General features: G+C 69.6%; 11 protein-coding genes and 2 pseudogenes. 4 read left to right on the top strand and 9 right to left on the bottom strand.

The features are described 5' to 3' along the window. From M8J74_RS34785 to M8J74_RS34755, 7 genes and pseudogenes are all read right to left on the bottom strand, one after another. Window positions 1-661 (bottom strand): histidine kinase (locus M8J74_RS34785; protein ID WP_443744582.1); only part of this gene is annotated, 661 nt, incomplete at its 3' end. Between the two features lies 1 nt (window position 662). Further along, window positions 663-1,346, bottom strand: coding sequence for a response regulator (locus M8J74_RS34780; protein WP_249840256.1), 684 nt, complete (start codon window positions 1,344-1,346; stop codon window positions 663-665). Window positions 1,347-1,485: 139 nt separating this feature from the next. Beyond that, complete coding sequence (locus M8J74_RS34775) at window positions 1,486-2,154, bottom strand: potassium-transporting ATPase subunit C (protein WP_249840255.1); 669 nt, start codon at window positions 2,152-2,154, stop codon at window positions 1,486-1,488. A gap of 5 nt (window positions 2,155-2,159) precedes the next feature. Continuing rightward, a complete protein-coding gene (kdpB, locus tag M8J74_RS34770; RefSeq protein WP_249840254.1) occupies window positions 2,160-4,292 on the bottom strand; it encodes a potassium-transporting ATPase subunit KdpB in 2,133 nt (710 codons plus the stop codon). Continuing rightward, entirely contained in the window at window positions 4,289-5,953 is a 1,665-nt protein-coding gene (kdpA, locus tag M8J74_RS34765) for a potassium-transporting ATPase subunit KdpA (protein ID WP_249840253.1), read from the bottom strand. The genes kdpB and kdpA overlap by 4 nt, the downstream gene beginning before the upstream one ends. A gap of 8 nt (window positions 5,954-5,961) precedes the next feature. Next, a complete protein-coding gene (gene kdpF, locus M8J74_RS34760) occupies window positions 5,962-6,051 on the bottom strand; it encodes a K(+)-transporting ATPase subunit F (RefSeq protein ID WP_016434100.1) in 90 nt (29 codons plus the stop codon). A gap of 263 nt (window positions 6,052-6,314) precedes the next feature. Beyond that, window positions 6,315-7,245: pseudogene (locus tag M8J74_RS34755) on the bottom strand (amino acid permease); the annotation flags it as partial. A gap of 269 nt (window positions 7,246-7,514) precedes the next feature. On the opposite strand from M8J74_RS34755, the gene M8J74_RS34750 reads away from it, so the two are divergent. Next, entirely contained in the window at window positions 7,515-8,081 is a 567-nt protein-coding gene (locus tag M8J74_RS34750; protein WP_249840252.1) for a hypothetical protein, read from the top strand. A gap of 13 nt (window positions 8,082-8,094) precedes the next feature. Here M8J74_RS34750 and M8J74_RS34745 read toward each other — a convergent pair whose 3' ends face one another. Together M8J74_RS34745 and M8J74_RS34740 are read right to left on the bottom strand one after the other, a co-directional pair. Beyond that, a complete protein-coding gene (locus M8J74_RS34745) occupies window positions 8,095-8,880 on the bottom strand; it encodes a DUF4118 domain-containing protein (RefSeq protein WP_249840251.1) in 786 nt (261 codons plus the stop codon). After that, entirely contained in the window at window positions 8,880-11,375 is a 2,496-nt protein-coding gene (locus M8J74_RS34740; protein ID WP_249840250.1) for a sensor histidine kinase, read from the bottom strand. The genes M8J74_RS34745 and M8J74_RS34740 overlap by 1 nt, the downstream gene beginning before the upstream one ends. 234 nt (window positions 11,376-11,609) lie before the next feature. On the opposite strand from M8J74_RS34740, the gene M8J74_RS34735 reads away from it, so the two are divergent. From M8J74_RS34735 to M8J74_RS34725, 3 genes and pseudogenes are all read left to right on the top strand, one after another. Then, on the top strand, window positions 11,610-13,184 hold the full coding sequence (locus M8J74_RS34735; RefSeq protein WP_249840249.1) for a Na+/H+ antiporter: 1,575 nt from the start codon (window positions 11,610-11,612) through the stop codon (window positions 13,182-13,184). Between the two features lie 343 nt (window positions 13,185-13,527). Next, complete coding sequence (locus M8J74_RS34730; RefSeq protein WP_249840248.1) at window positions 13,528-13,737, top strand: hypothetical protein; 210 nt, start codon at window positions 13,528-13,530, stop codon at window positions 13,735-13,737. A gap of 125 nt (window positions 13,738-13,862) precedes the next feature. After that, window positions 13,863-14,522, top strand: a pseudogene (locus M8J74_RS34725) (amino acid transporter); the annotation flags it as partial.

Below are 14,522 nucleotides of genomic sequence, written 5' to 3'. Positions count from 1 at the left end.
CGTTGCGGTATTCGGTCAGGTAGGCGTCGACCCGGTCGGCCACCCACAGCAGCGCCAACTCCCGCAGTGCCGTCAGGTTTCCGGGCCGGAAGTAGTTGGAGAGGGCCGCGTCGACCTTGTCCGGCTTGTAGATGTTGCCGTGCGCCATACGGCGGCGCAGCGCCTCCGGCGCCATGTCGACCAGCTCGATCTGGTCCGCGCGCCGTACGACCTCGTCCGGCACGGTCTCCTGCTGACGGATGCCGGTGATGGACTCGACGACGTCGCCGAGGGACTCCAGGTGCTGGATGTTGACGGTGGAGACGACGTCGATGCCGGCCGCGAGCAGTTCCTCGACGTCCTGCCAGCGCTTGGCGTTGCGGGAGCCGGGGATGTTGGTGTGCGGCAGCTCGTCGACCATAGCCACCTGGGGGCGCCGGGCGAGGACGGCGTCGATGTCCATCTCGGTGAACGTGGTGCCCCTGTACTCCAGTTCTTTGCGCGACACCTCTTCGAGGCCGTGCAGCATGACCTCGGTGCGTGGCCTGCCATGGTGCTCGACGAAAGCCACCACGCAGTCGGTGCCCCGTTCGATCCGGCGGTGGGCCTCGGAGAGCATGGCGTAGGTCTTGCCGACGCCGGGTGCGGCGCCGAGGTAGATCCGGAGTTTTCCGCGTGCCATGTCATCCCTCGAAGCGGTAGCCCATGCCGGGCTCGGTGATCAGGTAGCGGGGGTGCGCGGGGTCCGCCTCCAGCTTGCGGCGCAGCTGAGCCATGTACACGCGCAGGTAGTTGGTCTTGTTGGCCTGGGTGACGCCCCAGACCTCCTGGAGGAGTTGCTTCTGTGTGATCAGGCGGCCGGGGTTGGTCACCAGGATCTCCAGCAGATGCCACTCGGTCGGGGTCAGCCGCACATCCCGCCCGCCACGTACGACCTTTTTGGCGAACAGGTCGATGCTGAAGTCCCCGGTCTCGACGAGAGTCGTCTCCGGGACGAGCGGAATGTCCTCGGTGCGACGGACGGCGGCGCGCAGCCGGGCGAGGAGTTCGTTCATGTTGAACGGCTTGGTGACGTAGTCGTCCGCGCCGGCGTCGAGTGCAGCGACCTTCTCGTCGGAGCCCTGCCGCGCGGACAGGACCACGACCGGTACCCGCGTCCAGCCGCGCAGTGCTTTGATGATGTCGATGCCGTCCATGTCGGGCAGACCGAGGTCGAGCAGCACCGCGTCGGGCTGACGGGCAGCGGCCAGCCGCAGGGCCGTGGCCCCGTCGGGGGCCGCGTCGACGCCGTACTTGCGCGCCTGCAGGTTGATCACGAGGGCCCGCACGAGCTGCGGGTCGTCCTCGACCACCAACACCCTGGTCATGGGTGCGTGCCCTTCCTGTCGTGCGTCGGGCCGGACGGCACCGAACGCGAGGCAACCGGCTTCATGACGGCGGGAGTTGACGGACCAGGATCCAGAATGGCTCCCGGTCGCCAACTCCCGCGCATCTCGGTTAATCCCATCAGCTCTTTGCCACAAGTGCCTTGAGCGCGATGTTGAGTTCGAGGACGTTCACGCGGGGTTCGCCCATGAAGCCGAGCGTGCGGCCCTCGGTGTGGTCCTCGACCAGCTTCTCCACCGCCGCCACGGACAGGCCGTTCTTCGCGGCGACCCGGTGGACCTGGATGTCCGCGTACTGCGGGGAGATGTTCGGGTCCAGACCGGAGGCGGAGGAGGTGACCGCGTCGGCGGGGACCTCGGACGGCCTGACGGTGTAGCCGGGCACCGAGTTGTCCTTGACGACGGCCGCCTTGGCGTCCTTGACCTGCTGGATCAGGACCTTGCTGTCGGCCGACAGGTTCGTCGCGCCGGACAGCAGCAGCGTGTACTGCCTGTTGACGCTGTTGGCGCCGAGCCCATTGGCCGGGCGGCCCTGGAACCACTTCAGGTCCGGGTCCGGGGTCTGCTGCCCCTTCTTCAGCGGCAGGTTGTACGACTGCCCGATCAGGGACGAGCCGACGGCCTTGCCGTCCGCCTTGATCTCGGAGCCGTTCGCCTTGCCGTGGAACAGCGCCTGGGCCACGCCGGTGACGACGAGCGGGTAGATGACGCCGGTCACCAGGGTCAGCACGAGGAGGGCCCGCAGACCCGCCCCGAGCAACCGGAGTGTGCTGGATACGGAGTTGTTCATGGCGATCAGCCGATTCCGGGGATGAGGGAGATGAGCAGGTCGATGATCTTGATGCCGATGAACGGGGCGATCAGCCCGCCGATGCCGTAGATCGTGAGGTTGCGGCGCAGCATCTTGTCGGCGCTGACGGGCCGGTACTGCACGCCCTTCAGGGACAGCGGCACCAGCGCGATGATGATGAGCGCGTTGAAGATGACCGCGGACAGGATCGCGGAGTCGGGCGAGGACAGGCCCATGATGTTGAGCTTGTCCAGGCCCGGGTAGACGGCCGCGAACAGCGCCGGGATGATCGCGAAGTACTTCGCGACGTCGTTGGCGATGGAGAAGGTGGTCAACGCGCCGCGTGTGATGAGGAGTTGCTTGCCGATCTCGACGATCTCGATCAGCTTGGTCGGGTTGGAGTCGAGGTCGACCATGTTGCCGGCCTCCTTGGCGGCCGACGTGCCGGTGTTCATCGCCACGCCGACGTCCGCCTGGGCCAGCGCGGGCGCGTCGTTGGTGCCGTCACCGGTCATCGCGACCAGTTTTCCGCCGGCCTGCTCCCGCTTGATGAGGGCCATCTTGTCCTCGGGGGTGGCCTCGGCGAGGAAGTCGTCGACGCCCGCCTCGTCGGCGATCGCCTTGGCGGTCAGCGGGTTGTCGCCGGTGATCATGACGGTTTTGATGCCCATGCGGCGCAGTTCGTCGAACCGCTCGCGCATGCCGTCCTTGACGACGTCCTTGAGGTGGATGACACCCAGCACCCGGGCACCGCGGTGGTCCTTGACCGCGACCAGCAGCGGCGTGCCGCCCGCCTGCGAGATGGCGTTGGAGAGGGTGTCGGCGTCGTCGGCGACGGTGCCGCCCTCCTCCTTCACCCAGGCGATGACCGATCCGGTCGCTCCCTTGCGGATCTTGCGCCCGTCGACATCGACGCCCGACATACGGGTCTGGGCCGTGAAGGCGATCCACTCGGCGCCCGCGAGCTCGCCCTGGTGGCGCTCGCGCAGGCCGTACTTCTCCTTCGCCAGGACGACGATGGAGCGGCCCTCGGGGGTCTCGTCGGCCAGCGACGACAGCTGGGCGGCGTCGGCGACCTCGGCCTCGGTGGTGCCCGGGACGGGCACGAACTCGGACGCCTGACGGTTGCCGAGGGTGATGGTGCCGGTCTTGTCGAGCAACAGGGTGGAGACGTCACCCGCGGCCTCGACCGCGCGACCGGACATCGCCAGGACGTTGCGCTGGACCAGCCGGTCCATGCCCGCGATGCCGATCGCCGACAGGAGGGCACCGATCGTGGTCGGGATCAGGCAGACCAGGAGGGCGACCAGCACGACCATGGTCAGGTGCGTGCCCGCGTAGTTCGCGAACGGCGGCAGCGTGGCGCAGGCCAGCAGGAAGACGATGGTCAGCGAGGCGAGCAGGATGTTCAGCGCGATCTCGTTGGGGGTCTTCTGCCGGGCGGCGCCCTCGACCAGGTTGATCATCCGGTCGATGAAGGTCTCACCGGGCTTCGTTGTGATCTTGATGACGATCCGGTCGGACAGCACCTTCGTACCACCGGTCACCGCACTGCGGTCGCCGCCGGACTCCCGGATGACCGGGGCGGACTCACCGGTGATCGCCGACTCGTCGACCGATGCCACACCCTCGACGACATCGCCGTCACCGGGGATGACGTCGCCGGCCTCACAGACGACCAGGTCGCCGATCCTGAGGTCGGTGCCGGGTACTTGCTCCTCGGACTCCCCCACCAGCCGCCGCGCCACCGTGTCGGTCTTGGCCTTGCGCAGGGTGTCGGCCTGGGCCTTGCCACGGCCCTCGGCGACGGCTTCGGCGAGGTTGGCGAAGACGACGGTCAGCCACAGCCAGGCGCTGATGGTCCAGCCGAACCAGTCGCCCGGGTCCTTGAAGGAGAAGACCGTGGTCAGTGCGGAGCCGATCCACACGACGAACATCACGGGGGACTTGACCATCACCCGCGGATCGAGCTTGCGGAACGCCTCGGGCAGTGACTTCAGCAGCTGCTTGGGGTCGAAGAGGCCCGCTCCGACGCGTCCTTCGGCGGGCTTGTGCCCGGTGGGTAGGTCACTGTGCGGCGCCCGGGTCGGGGTGGCGGTGGACATGGAGTCCTCTGGCTTCTGTATACGGGTGGTCATGACGCCAGCCCCTCGGCCAGCGGGCCCAGCGCCAGGGCCGGGAAGTAGGTCAGACCGGTGATGATCAGGATCGCGCCCACCAGCAGGCCGGTGAACAGAGGTTTCTCGGTACGCAGGGTCCCCGCCGTGGCCGGCACCGGCTGCTGCTCACCCAACGAGCCGGCCAGGGCCAGCACGAACACCATGGGAAGGAAGCGTCCGAGGATCATGGCGAGTCCGGTCATGGTGTTGTACCAGTCGGTGTTGGCGTTCAGGCCCGCGAAGGCCGAGCCGTTGTTGTTGGACGCCGAGGTGAAGGCGTACAGCACCTCGGAGAAGCCGTGCGCACCGGAGTTGAGCATCGAGTGCGGCGGCGTGGGCAGGGCCATCGAGGCGGCGGTGAAGACCAGCACCAGCGCCGGGGTGATCAGGATGTAGCAGGCCGCGAGTTTGATCTCGCGTGAGCCGATCTTCTTGCCCAGGTACTCGGGTGTACGGCCGACCATCAGACCGGCGATGAACACCGCGATGACCGCCATGATCAGCATGCCGTACAGGCCGGAACCGGTGCCGCCGGGCGCGATCTCGCCCAGCTGCATGCCCAGGATCGTGATGCCGCCACCGAGTCCGGTGAACGAGGAGTGGAACGAGTCCACCGCCCCCGTCGAGGTGAGCGTGGTCGACACCGCGAAGATCGACGACGAGCCGATGCCGAAGCGGACCTCTTTGCCCTCCATCGCCCCGCCCGCTGCCTGCAGCGCCGACCCGTGGTGGGCGAACTCGGTCCACATCATCAGGGCGACGAAGCCGACCCAGATGCCGGCCATCGTGGCGAGGATCGCGTAGCCCTGCTTCACCGAGCCGACCATCACACCGAAGGTCCGCGTCAGCGAGAACGGGATCACCAGCAGCAGGAAGATCTCGAAGAGGTTGGTGAACGGCGTCGGATTCTCGAACGGGTGGGCGGAGTTGGCGTTGAAGTAGCCACCGCCGTTGGTGCCGAACTCCTTGATCGCCTCCTGCGAGGCGACCGCGCCGCCGTTCCACTGCTGCGAGCCGCCCATGAACTGGCCGACCTCGTGAATGCCGGAGAAGTTCTGGATCGCGCCGCATGCCACCAGCACGATCGCGGCGATCGCGGCGCCGGGCACCAGGATGCGGATCGTGCCGCGCACCAGGTCGGCCCAGAAGTTGCCCAGTTCACCGGTGCGCGAGCGCGCGAAGCCGCGCACCAGCGCCACCGCAACGGCGATGCCGACGGCCGCGGAGACGAAGTTCTGCACGGCCAGACCGGCGGTCTGCACGACGTGCCCCATGGTCTGCTCGCCGTAGTACGACTGCCAGTTGGTGTTGGTCACGAAGGACGCGGCCGTGTTGAACGACTGCGCCGGGTTGACCGAGGAGAAGTGCAGCGAACCGGGCAGGACGCCCTGGAGCCGCTGCAGCAGGTAGAGGAAGAGGACACTGACCGCGGAGAAGGCGAGGACGCCTCGCAGATACGCGGGCCAGCGCATCTCCGTGTCCGGGTTGGCGCCGATGCCCTTGTAGATCCACTTCTCGACCCGCAGATGCTTGTCGGAGGAGTAGACCTTGGCCATGTAGTTGCCAAGAGGGATGTAGGCGAGTGCCAGCGCGCCTATGAGGGCGAGCAGCTGGAGGATGCCTGCGAGGACGGGACCCATGTCGTGGCTCAGAACCTCTCCGGGAAGATCAGAGCGAGGACGAGATAACCCAGCAGGGCGACGGCCACGACGAGGCCGACGATGTTCTCGGCGGTCACAGCTTCGTCACCCCCTTGGCGACGAGAGCCACCAGCGCGAAGCACGCGATCGTGGCGGCGACGAAGGCCAGATCGGCCATCGTGAGCTCCTGGAGTGAGGTTCGGGAATCCGCGAGCGGATCGGACGATTAGAGGAAACCCCGTCTCTGGCCGGATTCGAGCGCCGTTGACGGGTCCCATACGGCGGCCCGCACCCCCTTGACGGAACTCTTACGGCACCTGATCCGACCCCGGGACAGAACCGGCTGTCGACCGTCGGACGATCACGAGAGCCGGAAGCGCAGTCGGCAGATCACCGCGTCCGTGTCGCGTCGCACTGCGTGCGCGACGACCGCGCCGTGCTGGTTCTGCAGCAGCCGCTGCCGCAGCCGCTCCGGCTCCGTCTCAGGAATCAGCACGGTGACCCGGGTGGCCGGCTCGGACGCGGCCACCTCGCGGACGTACGCCGCGATGGGGCGGCCCAGGCTGCGGCGCTCACACGCCAGCAGGACCAGCGGCACCCCAGGATCCCATGTGGCCCAGGCCCCCTCCAGGTCATGCATCTGGGCCCGGTCCTCGGGGTCGGGACAGCAGACGGTGACCGCCCGGACCTCGTCGCCCAGGGAGGAGGCCGCGGTCAGGGCCTCCGAGGTCAACCGGGAGAGCGACGACACCGGGACGATCACCAGCGAACGCTCACGGTGCGGCTGGCTCCGGTACGCGGCCCGGAGCCAGCCGCTCGCCGATCCGGCCGTAGGCACGGTGCACGGTCTCAAAGGCAACGACCAGCAGCGGAAGAGCGATCACTGTCAACCAGGCGCCCTCCTCGAACTTGGACGCCGTGACGACGACGGTCGCCACACCGGTGAGGGCCGCGCCGAAGCCATTGAGCAGTGCCTTGCCCCGCCGCCCGGGGCCGCGTTCCTCCCGCCAGTGCCGGACCATGCCGACCTGCGCGATGGTGAAACCCACGAAGACACCGATGGCGAACAGCGGCACCAGGGTGTTGGTGTCGCCACCCGAGAACACCAGCAGCGCGGCCGAGACCGCTGCCAGCGCGAGGACGCCGTGCCGGTGGACCTGGCGATCGGCCTTCAGGGCGAAGACGTGCGGGGCGTAGTTGTCCCGGGCCAGCAGCTTCAGCAGCACCGGCAGGCCACCGAAGGAGGTGTTGGCCGACAGCGCCAGCAGAATCATGGTGGCAAACTGGATAACCGTGCTTCGGCCGCACACCAGGGCTGAAGGGTGCGCGGCTGCCCCCAGGTTCCGTCCCCTTCCCGACCCTTCCGGCTGTTGCTTGCGGCTTCTTCGCGCTGAGGCAGCCGAACTTGACGGGCTCCTGACGGCCATTCTCACGGACTGCTTTCCCCCGTCCCCGCCCGGGCGACGCGCACGGTGGTCCGGGCACAAGGAACCGTCCGAATTTCGTCAGAGCCGTATCAAGGTGCGTGGATCGCGTTTCTCGGATCGCTAGCGTCGCAGTCATGGGACGCCGTGATGACGCATGCGGGGGACCGCTCGACGCACGTACGAACGGACCGGACGGCGCAAGGGAGGCCACGAACGACCGCGAGTGGACTCAGGAGTTGTGGAGCTCGGTCCGCTGCGCCGGCCTACTGCTCACTCTGCTGCTGCTGGTCGACTGGGGCTCGGGTCGGCTCGCCCTGTGGCGCACCGCGTTGTGGCTGGCCCTCGCCGGACTCCTCTTCGTGGTGCTGTATCCCGCCCGGGTGTCCGCCGGAGAGAACTGGCTGACCTCGCGCCGGCTCGTGCGGGAACACGGGGTACGCACGGACCTGCTGGTGTCCGTCCGCTACATGGACACCATCGCGCAACGGCTTTTGCTGCGGGACGCCCTGGGTGGCCGCGTCGAGATCGACCCCGAAGTCCTCGTACGCAACCCGCAGTTGTGGTACCGCCTCGATCAGGGCGCGCGCAAGGCCGCCTCGGACGGCTTGCTCCTGTGCGGCGCGACCGCCTTGCGACGCGTCTCCCGACGGGTGGACCAGGAGACCGCGCGCGCCGTGTTCAAGGCCTCCGGCCTGGAGTGAGTTCCGGGTCGGCTCAGCCTGCCGACCCCGCCGTGTCCAGGGCGGCCCCCGTCTGGTCGGCCAGGGTCGCCGCGACCAGCCGGGCCTGGAGCGGGGGTACGGGACCCGGCCCCGGGGTGAGCATGAAGCGCCCGATGTAGCGGGCGTTGGCGTGGACGCGATACTCGATCTCGCCCTCGGGCCAGCCAGCGGTGTCCACGTCCCACGAGCGCCTGCCCACCGTCACGCTTCCGTCGTTGTGCAGGCGGGCCGGCTGCCCGAGCAGGGTGCCGTACTGGAAACGGCAGGCGTCCAGGCCGAGCAGTTCGGTGAGTTCGCGGCGGACTTCGTCGACCACCGTGTCCGCGTCGAGGGTTGCGACGCGGTGGATGCGCGCGAGGTAGGCGGCGTCGGTGACCGTGATCACCTCCAGGCGTCGGGCGTGGGCCGCCAGTTGGGACACGATCAGACCTACCACCAGGAGCAGGACCGCCGTCTCGATGTCCCTGGAGGTGGTGATGTCGAAGGTCTCGTACGGCCGGGTGAGGAAGAAGTCGAACCAGGCTGCCGCCGACAAGGCGGCCACCACACCCGCCGTACGGCTGCCCAGAGCGGCCACCGCGACGACCACCACGACGAGAACGAGGGCGGCGTTGGTGTGCGAGACGCTCGTACGGAAGGGCACGAGCGCCAGGGCCACCACGAAGGGGGCGGCGACACCGGCCGCCAGGGCAAGCCGGTCGCGCAGCGGCCATGGTCGGCGTACAGCGCGGGCCCTTGCCTTGCGGTGCAGCGTCCAGTTGCCGGTCACGGTGCTCATCACGCACCTCCTGCGCTCTGCTCGGCCACTGTGGCGCTCAGGGTCTGTGCGGCGAACGGCAGTGCCACGACCATCGTAAGGCCGCCGCCGGGGGTGTCCTCGGCGCTGAGAGTGCCGTTCATGGCCTCGGTCAGACCGCGGGCGAGCGCCAGACCGAGGCCGAGGCCGCTGGAGTTGTCCGTGTCGCCGAGCCGTTGGAACGGCTCGAAGAGATGGTCGCGGCCCTCCGCGGGCAGGCCGGGTCCCCGGTCCACGACCCGCAGCTCCACCCGGCCCGCCAACGCGCTGGCGGTCACCAGCACCTTCTTCCCGGCCGGTGTGTGGCGGGCGGCGTTGCCGGCCAGGTTGGCGATCACCCGTTCCAGTAGCGGCGGGTCGGCCAGCACCGCCGGGATCTCCTCCACGTCCGCCACGTCCACGTCGGAGACGTCGGCGAGAGCCATCGGGAGGACCTCCTCCAGGGTGGTGGCCCGGAGGTTCAGCGTGAGGGCGCCCGCCTCCAGGCGACTGAGATCGAGAAGGTTCTCCACCAGGCGATTGAGCTTGGCCATGGACTCGTCGGCCGTGGCGAGCAGTTCGTCCCGGTCCTCGGCCGAGAACTCGACATCCCGGCTGCGCAGTGAGGTGACGGCGGCCCACCCCGCTGCGAGTGGGGTGCGCAGGTCGTGGCCGACGGCCCGCAGCAGCGCGGTACGCAGGCGGTCGGCGGCCTTGACCGGCTCCACCTCGGCTGCGGCCTCGGCGAGCCTGGCGCGCTCTACCGCCGATCCCACGTGCGCGGCGAACGCGGCCAGTACCCGCCTCTCGGACGACGACAGCGTGCGGCCCCGCAGCGCCAGCCAGGCGCCGGGGCCGGCAGGCACGGCCGTCACGCCCGCCTCGTCGGGCGGCTCGTCCACCAGCTCCGCCGATTCCATGGCGAAGGTCTCGCGGGTCCGCTCCAGCAGCGCCGGAATGGTCGCCTCGCCCCGCACGATGCTGCCGGCCAGGGACGACATGGTCTCGGCCTCGGCCGTTGCGCGGGCGGAGCGGCGCGACAGGCGCAGGGACCGGTCCACGACGGCGGCCACCGTCGCGGCCACCACAGCGAATACCGCCAGGGCGAGCAGGGCGTTCGGGTCGTCCAGCGTGAAGGCTCCTGTGGGCGGGATGAACCAGTAGTTGAGCAGCAGGGAGGCCGTCACTGAGGCGATCACTGCCGAGGCGACCCCGCCGATGCAGGCCACACCGACCACGGCGAGCAGGAACAGCAGGGCCTCACTGGTCAGGGTCAGCGTCCCGCGCAGCTGGGCGAGGACGACGGTGAGCAGCACCGGCAGCAGCAGACCGGTCACCGGGCCCGCGATCATCCGGGCCCTGGACAGAGTGCGGCGCCCTGACGGCAGGAGGGTGCCGCGTCCGGCTCGCTCGTGGGTGACCCGGTGGACGTCGATGTCACCGGACAGCTCGGTCACCGTCTCACCTGTACCGGGCCCGGTCAGGAACCGGGCCAGTCGGCCGCGGCGGCTGGTGCCGAGGACGAGCTGGGTGGCGTTCTCGGTGCGGGCGAACTCGACCAGCGCGGTGGCCACGTCGTCGCCGACCACCGAGTGGTAGCTGCCGCCGAGCTCCTCGACGAGTTTGCGCTGCCGGGTGAGGGAGGCGTGCGAGACGCCGTCTGCGAGCTTGTCGCTGCGGGCCACGTGCACGGCGAGCAGTTCCCCTCCCGCCGAGCGGTCGGCGATCCGGGCGGTCCGCCGGATCAGCGTGTCCCCCTCCGGCCCGCCGGTCAGCGCGACCACGACCCGCTCCCGGGTCTCCCACACCGCGCCGATCGCGTGCTGCGAGCGGTATTCCTGCAGTGCCTCGTCGACCCGGTCGGCCGTCCACAGAAGCGCCAGCTGCCGTAGTGCGGTCAGATTGCCGGGCCGGAAGTAGTTCGCGAGGGCTGCGTCGACCTTCTCGGGCGCGTAGATGTTGCCGTGCGCCATCCGCCGGCGCAGCCCCTCCGGGGGCATGTCCACCAGCTCGATCTGCCAGGCCCGCCGGACCACCTCGTCGGGCACCGTCTCGTGCTGGGGCACCCCGGTGATCTTCTCGACCACGTCGTTGAGGGACTCCAGGTGCTGGATGTTCAGCGCGGTGATCACGTCGATGCCCGCATCGAGCAGTTCCTCGATGTCCTGCCAGCGCTTGGGGTTGCGGCCCTCGCCGGGGACGTTGCTGTGCGCGATCTCGTCGACGATCGCCACCTGCGGGCGCCGGACGAGCAACGCAGCCAGGTCCATCTCCTCGAACCCTCCCCCGCGGTACACGCAGGACGCCCGGGAGACGGCCTCCAGACCGTCGAGCATCGCCTCGGTGTGCGGGCGCCCGTGGCACTCCGCGAACCCCACCACCACGTCCGCACCGCGGGCGGCCCGGCGCCGCCCCTCGTCGAGCATGCGGTAGGTCTTGCCGACTCCCGGGGCAGCCCCGAGGTAGACCTTCAGTCGTCCGGGCCGTACGTCACTCATCGCCGTGGCGCGCTCCGCTCACTGGATCAACTCCCCCGCCCTCAGGGGTCCCTCCATCCAAGGAAGCCCCTTCGCAGGCCGCTCGGGGCAGGTGTTAGCGCCTTCTTGGCGCCGCTCCCGGGGAACTTGACACTGTCTTGACGTGACCTGGCCCGATAGGGTGAGGGCAGGTGTGCCGGGAAGTCTGGTCGGCCGGGAACCACAGCGGTTCTCCGTTAGCCCCAGGGGGACGGCATGCGCAGCGTCGGTACGGTTCTCGCCCTCGTGGTTCTCGCCACGGTGGTCGCCACTTTCGCGCGCCGGTGGCGCATCCCCGCGCCCTCCCTGCTGGTCGTCGCAGGACTGGCGGTGGCACTCCTGCCCGGCACACCGCAGATCGAGATCAGCCCTGACATCATCGGTCTGGTCGTGCTGCCACCGCTGCTGTACGCCTCCGCGGAGGAGATGCCCTGGCGCGAGCTGCGGGCGGTATGGAAGCCGGTCGGGGTCCTCGCCATCGGGCTGGTGCTCGCCTCGGCCGCCGCCGTGAGCGCGGTCGCGGTGTGGGTCACGCCCCTGTCCTGGCAGATGGCATTCGTGCTGGGCGCGGTCCTGGCCAGCACCGATCCGGTGGCGGTCACCGCGCTGGGGCGGCGCCTGTCCCTGCCGCCGAGGGTACAGGTGCTCGTCCAGGCGGAGAGCCTGTTCAACGACGCCACCTCCCTGGTGCTGGTCCGGGTGGCGGCCGGCATCGCCGTGGCCTCCGCAGCCGCGAACTGGGGTGCGGCGGGCGGGCAGTTCCTGCTGCTGGCCGGTGGCGGCACCCTGATCGGCGCCGCCGTGGCCGCGGTGATCACGCTGATCCGGCGGCGTACCGAGGACCCGGTCCTGGAGACGGTGATCGCCCTGGTCACCCCGTATGCCGCCTACCTGCTGGCGGAGGCCGCACACACCTCCGGCGTGACCTCGTGCGTGGTCGCCGGTGTGGTCCTCGGCGGCCGCGGCGACCGGCTCACCAACGCCCGCATCCGCCTCCAGCTGCACGCCGTCTACGGCACGGTGGTCTTCCTGCTGGAGAGCGTGGTGTTCTCCCTCATTGGCCTGGCACTGCCCGCGGAGGTGCGGGCCCTGGCCGACGGCGACCGGGCCTGGCCGCTGTACGCCCTCGCCGTTGCCGGCACCCTGGTTGCCGTACGGCTGCTGTGGATCGCCCCGCTGTCGGCCGTCGTGCAGCACAAGGGCGCGCTCGGCCGGATGAACTGGCGGGTGCCGGTCGTCCTGACCTGGGCCGGCACCCGGGGCGTGATGCCCCTGGCCGCCGCACTGTCCATCCCGGTGGTCGCCAAAGACGGCACCGCGCTCGCGGACCGGCCGCTCGTCCTCGTGCTGACCACGTCGGTCGTGGTCGTCACCCTCGTCGTGCAGGGCTTCAGTCTCGCTCCGGTCGTCCGCCGCTCCGGCATCGCCCTGGAGCCCGCCCACACCGTGCGGGAGGAGGCCGAAGCCCGCTCCCGCCTCGCCCACGCCGGCCTGGCCCGCCTGGAGGAACTCGCCGAACTTGAGGCAGTACCCGACATCGTCCTCGACCGGTTGCGCCGGAGTCTGAACGCCCGTCTCGACGACGCACGCGAGCGTCTCGCCCACAACAGCGGCAATACCACGACCGCCGAGTCCACCGATCTGGTCTACCGCCAGCTGCGCCGCGACCTGATCGCCGTCGAGACGGCGGAGCTGCAGTCGCTGTACGACGCCCACCGCATCAGCGACACCACCCGCCGTCGGCTGCAACGCTCCCTCGACCTGGAGGAGACCCGGCTGGCCGGTGCCTAACGGAACTCGGCCGGCCTGGGCCGCAGTCCAAGGGTGGTGAGGATGATGGCCGACATCAAAAGACCTACTGCCCAGGTGAGTTCGGTGTTCACGTCCGCGCGTCCGGTCCCCACGGACGCCGTGAAGTGTTGCCCGTTGACGTCGGTCACCCGGTCCAGGGCCGTCATCCACGCCCCGAAGTGCGCGTTGGAGCGTTGGAGGTGTCCGGCTCCCCCGCCCGTGCAGAACTCGACCGCGTCCCTCTCCCTACCCGTCGCCGGCAGCGCATGGGTCCTACGGTCGCCGCGCTGATACACGTCGCACGCCCTCGGGCCTGATAGCCCGCGCCGGGCTCACCCACCTCGTGAAGCGGCCGGCGGTCGCCTCCGACGCCGCCCGCTTCCGCCTCCAGGCCGTGGCCGACCACCGCAACGACGACATCGACACCGCGATCGACATCCTCGACACCTGCATCCGCGCGGCCAGGCAGACCATCGCCTCTCCCCGCTGGCCTCGCCCGCATACCGGCGATCGAGCGGAGTCCTGTCAGAAGGGTCCGCTCGGTCGCTCTTGACGCAGCCTTAACGCGTCCGGAGCACGCTCCCGCGGGCCCATGCGTCACTCTCTGCATACGCTGGTGCCGCCGTACGTGTGATGGCCCGAGCCTCACGCTGAGCCGCACATCAGGAGAGCACGTCGATGGTCGCCACCGAACACCCGCCGCCGAGCCGTCTGCGGACGTGGATGCTGGAGGGCCTGTCCGACATGGGCAAGCAGGGCGGCCACACCGGCCCGCACGCCGCGCCCGAACCTCCGCACAAGGGCCAGCGCTGGTACCGGGTGATGTGCCTGACCGGCGTCGACTACTTCTCGACCCTCGGCTACCAGCCGGGCATCGCGGCCCTCGCCGCCGGCCTGCTCTCCCCGGTCGCCACCCTGGTACTCGTACTGGTCACCCTGGCGGGTGCGCTTCCGGTGTATCGCCGGGTCACCGAGGAGAGCCCGCACGGCGAGGGCTCCATCGCCATGCTGGAACGCCTGCTGTCGTTCTGGAAGGGCAAGCTCTTCGTCCTCACCCTGCTCGGCTTCGCCGCCACCGACTTCCTGATCACCATCACCCTGTCGGCCGCCGACGCCTCGACCCACCTCGTCGAGAACCCGCACCTGACCAGCACCCTGCACGGCCGGCAGATGCTGATCACGCTCGTCCTCGTCGCCCTGCTCGGCGCGGTCTTCCTCAAGGGCTTCCTGGAGGCCATCGGCGTCGCGGTCGCCTTGGTGGTGGCCTACCTCGCCCTCAACACCGTCGTCGTGGCCGTCGGCTTCTGGCACGTTGTCACCGCCGGGCACGTCGTCACC

Source organism: Streptomyces panaciradicis, assembly GCF_023516615.1.
In the GTDB taxonomy this organism is placed as follows: Bacteria; Actinomycetota; Actinomycetes; order Streptomycetales; family Streptomycetaceae; genus Streptomyces; species Streptomyces panaciradicis.
Note: the sequence above shows the minus strand (reverse complement) of the source record. Positions and strands in the feature narration are given on the sequence as shown.

Excerpts from the sequence above, each read along its gene's own strand:
- kdpA (WP_249840253.1), bottom strand. The coding sequence starts at position 5,953 with ATGGGTCCCGTCCTCGCAGGCATCCTCCAGCTGCTCGCCCTCATAGGC.
- M8J74_RS34740 (WP_249840250.1), bottom strand. The coding sequence starts at position 11,375 with ATGAGTGACGTACGGCCCGGACGACTGAAGGTCTACCTCGGGGCTGCC.
- M8J74_RS34745 (WP_249840251.1), bottom strand. The coding sequence starts at position 8,880 with ATGAGCACCGTGACCGGCAACTGGACGCTGCACCGCAAGGCAAGGGCC.
- M8J74_RS34775 (WP_249840255.1), bottom strand. The coding sequence starts at position 2,154 with ATGAACAACTCCGTATCCAGCACACTCCGGTTGCTCGGGGCGGGTCTG.
- M8J74_RS34780 (WP_249840256.1), bottom strand. The coding sequence starts at position 1,346 with ATGACCAGGGTGTTGGTGGTCGAGGACGACCCGCAGCTCGTGCGGGCC.
- M8J74_RS34750 (WP_249840252.1), top strand. The coding sequence starts at position 7,515 with ATGGGACGCCGTGATGACGCATGCGGGGGACCGCTCGACGCACGTACG.
- M8J74_RS34735 (WP_249840249.1), top strand. The coding sequence starts at position 11,610 with ATGCGCAGCGTCGGTACGGTTCTCGCCCTCGTGGTTCTCGCCACGGTG.
- kdpB (WP_249840254.1), bottom strand. The coding sequence starts at position 4,292 with ATGACCACCCGTATACAGAAGCCAGAGGACTCCATGTCCACCGCCACC.